5 protein-coding genes are annotated in these 6447 nt (G+C 53.2%); 1 reads left to right on the top strand and 4 read right to left on the bottom strand.

What is annotated here, in order from left to right:
* Window positions 1-92: 92 nt before the first annotated feature.
* From hemG to pepQ, 4 genes are read right to left on the bottom strand one after another with little or no spacing between them, the layout of a single operon-like run.
* On the bottom strand, window positions 93-629 hold the full coding sequence (hemG, locus tag EPIR_RS01335; protein WP_023653485.1) for a menaquinone-dependent protoporphyrinogen IX dehydrogenase: 537 nt from the start codon (window positions 627-629) through the stop codon (window positions 93-95).
* A 14-nt stretch (window positions 630-643) separates the two neighbouring features.
* Window positions 644-2095, bottom strand: a complete 1452-nt coding sequence (gene trkH / locus EPIR_RS01330) for a Trk system potassium transporter TrkH (protein WP_023653484.1) — start codon at window positions 2093-2095, stop codon at window positions 644-646.
* A gap of 28 nt (window positions 2096-2123) precedes the next feature.
* The gene (locus tag EPIR_RS01325; protein ID WP_023653483.1) at window positions 2124-2735 is read right to left on the bottom strand and encodes an IMPACT family protein; all 612 of its coding nucleotides are present in this window, start codon (window positions 2733-2735) and stop codon (window positions 2124-2126) included.
* The gene (pepQ, locus tag EPIR_RS01320) at window positions 2735-4066 is read right to left on the bottom strand and encodes a Xaa-Pro dipeptidase (protein ID WP_023653482.1); all 1332 of its coding nucleotides are present in this window, start codon (window positions 4064-4066) and stop codon (window positions 2735-2737) included. Before pepQ ends, EPIR_RS01325 begins: the two co-directional genes overlap by 1 nt.
* 185 nt (window positions 4067-4251) lie before the next feature.
* Here pepQ and fadB point away from each other — a divergent pair, with 185 nt between their 5' ends.
* Window positions 4252-6438, top strand: a complete 2187-nt coding sequence (gene fadB / locus EPIR_RS01315) for a fatty acid oxidation complex subunit alpha FadB (RefSeq protein WP_023653481.1) — start codon at window positions 4252-4254, stop codon at window positions 6436-6438.
* Window positions 6439-6447 lie beyond the last annotated feature (9 nt).

The following is a 6447-nucleotide window of genomic DNA, read 5'->3' as shown; positions in this document are numbered from 1 at the left end:
TGGAGGCGCATTATAGGGAGTTCTCGACCGGTGACAAGGGTTTATTGCAAAAAAATGACTGAGCGCCTCATTTTTCATCGAAACGTGTTTTTTTACTGCAATTTGCTGGATAATTCAGCAAATTCATGGGCAAAACGGCTCACCTGCTGCCAGTCGGTGTACTCGACTTCTTTACTGGTATCCGTTTCACCCTTCGTCATACGCATAATCAGCTGAATCATCGTGCGATCTACAAAGCCATATAGTGGGTAACGCAGTGCGCCTGCAAAAACCGCACAGCAGTCAGGTTCCCACGGTGACTGAAGCAAGAACTTACGGGTATAAGCGTTGGTCTGCGGCGTGCGCTTCTCCGGCTTACGCGCCGTCAGGTTCACAGAGAAGAAACCACTGCTGCGCTGCTGCAATGCATTGAGATGTCGTTTCACAAATTTCGCAACGACCGGCTGGAAATGGCCGTAACGGATCGATGCACCAATCAGCACCCTGTCATATTGCGCCCAGTCGATGTCGTCAACATGTTGGATGTTGAAAACATCACATTCACGCTGCTCTTTAAGGAGGTTAGCGATATAAAAAGCAATCTGACGGGTTTGACCATCACGACTGGAAAACAGAATTAGCGCTTTCATTATTAAACTCTCGCTTACTCACGCCAGAATGTTGGCGTAAACAGAACCAATAAGGTAAAGACTTCAAGACGCCCGAACAGCATCGTCAAAATCAGGATCCACTTAGCAGTGTCATTCATTGAAGTGAAGTTATCCGCCACTACCCCTAATCCTGGCCCAAGGTTATTCAACGTAGCAGCAACCGCTGCAAATGCCGAAAAATCATCAACGCCGGTAGCAATAATTGCCAGCATGCTGAGAATAAACACCAGAGCATAGGCAGAGAAGAATCCCCATACCGCTTCAAGGATACGTTCAGGCAACGCACGATTGCCCAGCTTGATGGTATAAACCGCATTAGGGTGCACCAGCCTTTTCAACTCACGCGATCCCTGCTTAAACAACAGCAGAATACGGATCACCTTCAGGCCCCCGCCTGTTGAACCGGCACAACCGCCGATAAACGCGGAACACAGCAGCAATACAGGCAGGAATAATGGCCAACGAGCGATACTGTCAGTGGTGAAGCCAGCGGTGGTTGCCATCGAAACAACCTGGAAAAAAGCCTGGTTGAGCGTTTGCATCCCGCTTTGATAAACGTCATGGAACCATAATACCAGGGTACAAATCACCACCAGTGTGATCTGCACGCCAATAAACATGCGAAATTCCGGGTCACGCCAGTAAACGCGCAGGTTACGTCCACTCAGTAATGAGAAGTGCAAACCATAGTTACAGCCGGATATCAGCAGGAAAACGGCAATAATGGTATTGATAGTCGGACTGTTAAAGTAGCCAATGCTGGCATCGTGAGTGGAAAAGCCACCAATAGCGATAGTAGAGAAGCTGTGACCAATAGCATCGAACAGCGACATACCGGCCAGCCACAGGGCTAGCGCGCAGGCAACGGTTAGCAAAACGTAGATCAGCCACAACGTTTTCGCCGTTTCAGCAATGCGCGGGCGCATCTTGTTGTCTTTCAGTGGACCGGGCATTTCGGCACGGTAAAGCTGCATTCCCCCTACGCCGAGGATAGGCAGGATCGCCACGGCCAGTACGATAATCCCCATCCCCCCCAACCATTGCAGCATCTGACGGTAAAACAGAATGGCTTTCGGCAATGTATCCAGCCCCACCAGTGTTGTCGCACCGGTGGTTGTCAGCGCAGAGAATGACTCAAAAAAAGCATCGGTCAACTTGAGGTGTGGCTGTTCAGTAAAGATAAACGGCATCGCCCCCACGCTGCCTAACACCGTCCAGAACAGGACCACGATAAGGAATCCTTCACGCGGCTTCAGTTCACTCTTCTTTTTACGGTTCGGCCACCAAAGTAACGTGCCGATCATCAACGCCATAAAAAACGTCTGGGTGAATGCACGTCCTGCGCCGTCGCGGTAAATCAATGCTACCAGTCCGGGTACGATCATGGTGCCTGAGAACAAAATGACCAGTAAACCCACTATGCGGGTAATGGCGCGAAAATGCATTCTGCCGTTCCTTTCCTGACGTGAAGTGTTATTTAAGCGAGACTAATTGCAGAGAGCCCCGGCTGAAGTCTGACAAATTCTGCCTGAAGCCCGCCACTTGCGCATGAGGCAGAGCCAGAGTAAGCGTAATTTTTTCCAGAAACTCACTGTTGAGTACCTGTCCATCGAAGCGAGCCACGAGGCGTTCAACTTCACTCAATTGCGCATAGTCGCAGATAAGGCTGAATGTGAGCATGGGCACTTTAACCCGACGAGGCAGCAAGCGTAGCGCCTGCTGGACACCCCCACCGTAAGCTTTAACCAGCCCGCCGGTTCCCAGCATAATGCCGCCATAATAGCGCACCACCACCGCCGTGATTTCGCCGGTATGGCTTCCCATCAGCTGGGCCAATATCGGTTTACCGGCTGTGCCGGACGGCTCACCATCATCGGAAAAGCCCAGCTGCTGCGAATCGTCAGGCGCCCCTGCGACAAATGCCCAGCAGTGGTGCCGCGCTGCCGGATGCTGCTGTCTGATCTGCTGGACAAAGGCCCGAGCCTCATCCACACCATCAGTATGGGCCAGCAGCGTAATAAAACGGCTTTTTTTTATCTCTTCGCTAAAGCTCAGCGGCTCTGCCGGAATATCGTAAGCGTTCATCAGGCCAGATGAAGATCGCGCGTCATGTTTTCCACGCTGTTCTTATGAATAACCACATTATCTTCGATGCGAATACCGCCATAAGCTTTCATCTCATCGATTTTCGCCCAGTCAAAATACTGACTAAATTTACCCGCACGCCAGGGGGCCAGCAGAGAATCGATAAAGTAAATCCCCGGTTCAATGGTCAGCACCATTCCCGGTTCCAGCACACGGGTACAACGCAGATAAGGATACTGCTGCGGCGCAGCGAGATGCGTACCGCGATCGTCCTGCATAAATCCTGCCACATCATGTACCTGCAAGCCCAGCGAGTGGCCAATGCCATGCGGCATAAAGGGCCCGGTGAGATCTTCTTTCACCATCGCTTCCGCAGTAAGCCCATTGACCAGCTGATGTTTAAGCAGCAGGCTGGCGATGCGGTAATGCATCTGCTGATGATATTCGGTGTAGCGTACGCCCGCTTTCATGGTAGCGATCAGCTCAAGCTCTTCCTTATTCATATCTTTAATCAGCTGAGCATAATCGCTGCCATCATTTGCTGCATAACTGCGGGTGAGATCGGCCGCATAGCCGTGGTATTCCGCCCCGGCGTCAATCAGGAAACTGCGGCGCTTTTCGGGCAGCTGCTGGTCGAGTTTTGTGTAATGTAACACCGCAGCATGTTCGTTCAACGCGATGATATTGCCGTATGGCACATCGGTATCCCGGTGGCCGGTGGCGCTAAGATAGGCAACGTTAATGTCGAACTCGCTCAACCGCGATTTAAAGGCTTCTTTCGCCGCACGATGGCCGGTTACCGCAATCATCTGCGCCTGACGCATGCAGTGCAGCTCATAGCCGGTTTTATACGCGCGATGATAATGCAGGAAGTCGATAACGCCCTGAGGATTGATCGCGTCGGTATTGAAGCCGAGCTGGGTGGCACGCGCGGCCACCGGGCCAATATAGGCCACGTTCTGGCGCTGTATGGGCAACAGACGGGCAATATCATCGGCGTTTTTCAGCGGAATAAGATCGATTTCGCCCGTCCAGAAACTTTGCGGGAGCGGCTCCACGTCATGCCAGTAATCAACCGGAGAATAGAACCACAGCTTAGGCTTATTGACGCCGTCTATCCACAGCCAGCAGTTTGGCACCTGGGTGACGGGAACCCAAGCTTTAAACTGTGGATTCACTTTGAAAGGATAGGTGTGATCATCAAGGAATACCGTGAGTAATTCCCCGGAATGAATCAACATTGCATCAAGACTGTGCCGTGCCAGCACCTGCTGAGCACGCTGTTGCAGAGTTTTAATATGCTCCTGATAGAGCGTCACTAACGACTCCATGACCCGTCTCCGTCATTACGAAATTGTCGCCATCTTACCACAGCCTGCTGGGGTATGCCGTTTTGCCGCAGCTGTGATCATGTCAGCAAATCCATAACGCTATATTTGCAAATCATTAACATCGCTCCCACACTCCAAAACATCTGGTATGACCAGATCCCCTTATCGCGGTTCAGGAGACAGATATGCTCTACCAAGGCGAAACCCTTTCCCTAAACTGGCTGGAAGATGGCATAGCCGAACTGGTTTTTGATGCCCCCGGCTCGGTGAATAAGCTCGATACGCAGACCGTGGCCAGCTTGGGCGAAGCCATCTCGGTGCTGGAGCAACAGCCAGGGCTGCGCGGAGTGCTGCTCTGTTCACGTAAATCGGCGTTTATCGTCGGTGCCGATATTATGGAATTCCTCTCCCTGTTCGCCGCTCCGGCGGAACAGCTGACGCAGTGGCTGGCGTTTGCCAACGGCATCTTCAATCGGCTGGAGGATCTGCCGGTGCCGACAGTATCTGCCATCAGCGGCTACGCGCTAGGTGGAGGTTGTGAGTGTGTGCTTGCTACCGACTTCCGTGTTGCCAGCACAGATGCACGCATTGGGCTGCCGGAAACCCGCTTAGGCATCATGCCAGGCTTTGGGGGATCGGTACGCCTGCCACGCCTGTTAGGGGCTGACAGTGCGCTGGAAATTATTGCCGCAGGAAAAGACATTGATACCGCACAGGCTTTAAAGATCGGTTTGGTGGATGCCGTCGTCAGCATGGATAAGCTCCACACGGCGGCTGTTTCTGTGCTGAAAGAAGCCATTGCGGGTAAATTATCCTGGCGTGAACGTCGACAAATCAAGCTGGAGCCGCTGACACTCAGCAAAATTGAGGCAGCAATGAGTTTCAGCACCGCCAAAGCGCTGGTGCTGCAAACGGCCGGGAAGCACTACCCAGCCCCGCTGACCGCCGTGAAAACCATTGAAGCGGCCGCCCACATGGGGCGTGATGAAGCCCTGAAGCTGGAGACAGCGGCCTTTGTACCGCTGGCGCGCTCTGATGAAGCCAGTGCTCTGGTTGGCATCTTCCTGAACGACCAGGCTGTAAAAGCCAAAGCCAAAAAAATGACAAAAGGCGTCGAGGCCCCTGGGCGTGCTGCGGTGCTGGGTGCAGGTATCATGGGGGGCGGCATTGCTTATCAATCTGCCTGTAAAGGCGTTCCCATCATGATGAAAGACATTAGCGAAAACGCGCTGATGCTGGGAATGAGCGAAGCGGCAAAGCTACTCAATAAGCAGTTGATACGCGGCAAGATTGATGGCCTCAAGCTGGCCGGCACCATGAGTACAATCCAGCCTGTGCTTCACTATGCCGGTTTTGAGCAGGTCGATGTGGTGGTTGAAGCGGTGGTGGAGAATCCTCAGGTGAAGGCAAGCGTGCTGGCAGAAACAGAGCGCCATATCCGCCCGGATGCCATCCTCGCATCAAATACCTCGACAATCCCGATCGACAGGCTCGCTGAAACGTTAACCCGCCCGGAAAATTTCTGCGGCATGCATTTTTTCAATCCCGTACCTCGTATGCCGCTGGTTGAAGTCATTCGCGGTAGCAAAACGGCAGATGCCACCCTCGCCAAAGTGATCGCCTGGGCCAGCAAAATGGGCAAAACGCCGATTGTGGTGAATGACTGTCCCGGCTTCTTTGTTAACCGCGTGCTGTTCCCCTACTTTGCCGGTTTTAGCCTGTTACTGCGCGATGGTGCCGACTTCCGCCAGATCGACAAAGTCATGGAAAAACAGTTTGGCTGGCCGATGGGGCCTTCGTGGTTGCTGGACGTGGTGGGCCTTGATACGGCACATCATGCACAGAAAGTGATGGCCGCAGGATTTCCGGCACGGATGGAGAAAGATTACCGCGATGCCATCGACGTCCTGTTTGCAGCAAAACGTTACGGGCAGAAAAACCAGCTGGGCTTCTGGCGCTGGGAAACCGATAGCAAAGGCAAGCTGAAGAAAGTCGCCGACGATGAAACCGATCGTCTGCTGCAAAGCGTCTGTCAGCCGAAACGCGTGTTCAGCGATGAGGATATTGTGGCTCGCATGATGATACCGATGATCAACGAAGTGGTGCGCTGCCTGGACGAAGGTGTGATCGCCAGTCCGGCAGAGGCCGATATGGCGCTGGTTTATGGTCTTGGCTTCCCGCCATTTCGCGGCGGTGCTTTCCGCTATCTGGATACCCAGCGCAACGAGAGTTACCTCGCGCTTGCAGAGCCTTTCACCGCCCTCGGCCCGCTCTATCAGGTGCCGGAAAGTTTACGTGAAAAGGCAGCCAAAGGCGCGAGCTGGTACTCCCCGGCGACCCCGCTGGATAACACAACATTAAGAACGGCGTGAGGAAAGCAA

Source organism: Erwinia piriflorinigrans CFBP 5888 (assembly GCF_001050515.1).
Classification (GTDB): Bacteria; Pseudomonadota; Gammaproteobacteria; order Enterobacterales; family Enterobacteriaceae; genus Erwinia; species Erwinia piriflorinigrans.
This window is presented reverse-complemented; position numbering and strand designations above follow the sequence as displayed.

Coding starts and splice junctions, on each gene's coding strand:
- fadB (WP_023653481.1), top strand. CDS start 4,252: ATGCTCTACCAAGGCGAAACCCTTTCCCTAAACTGGCTGGAAGATGGC.
- pepQ (WP_023653482.1), bottom strand. CDS start 4,066: ATGGAGTCGTTAGTGACGCTCTATCAGGAGCATATTAAAACTCTGCAA.
- trkH (WP_023653484.1), bottom strand. CDS start 2,095: ATGCATTTTCGCGCCATTACCCGCATAGTGGGTTTACTGGTCATTTTG.
- hemG (WP_023653485.1), bottom strand. CDS start 629: ATGAAAGCGCTAATTCTGTTTTCCAGTCGTGATGGTCAAACCCGTCAG.
- EPIR_RS01325 (WP_023653483.1), bottom strand. CDS start 2,735: ATGAACGCTTACGATATTCCGGCAGAGCCGCTGAGCTTTAGCGAAGAG.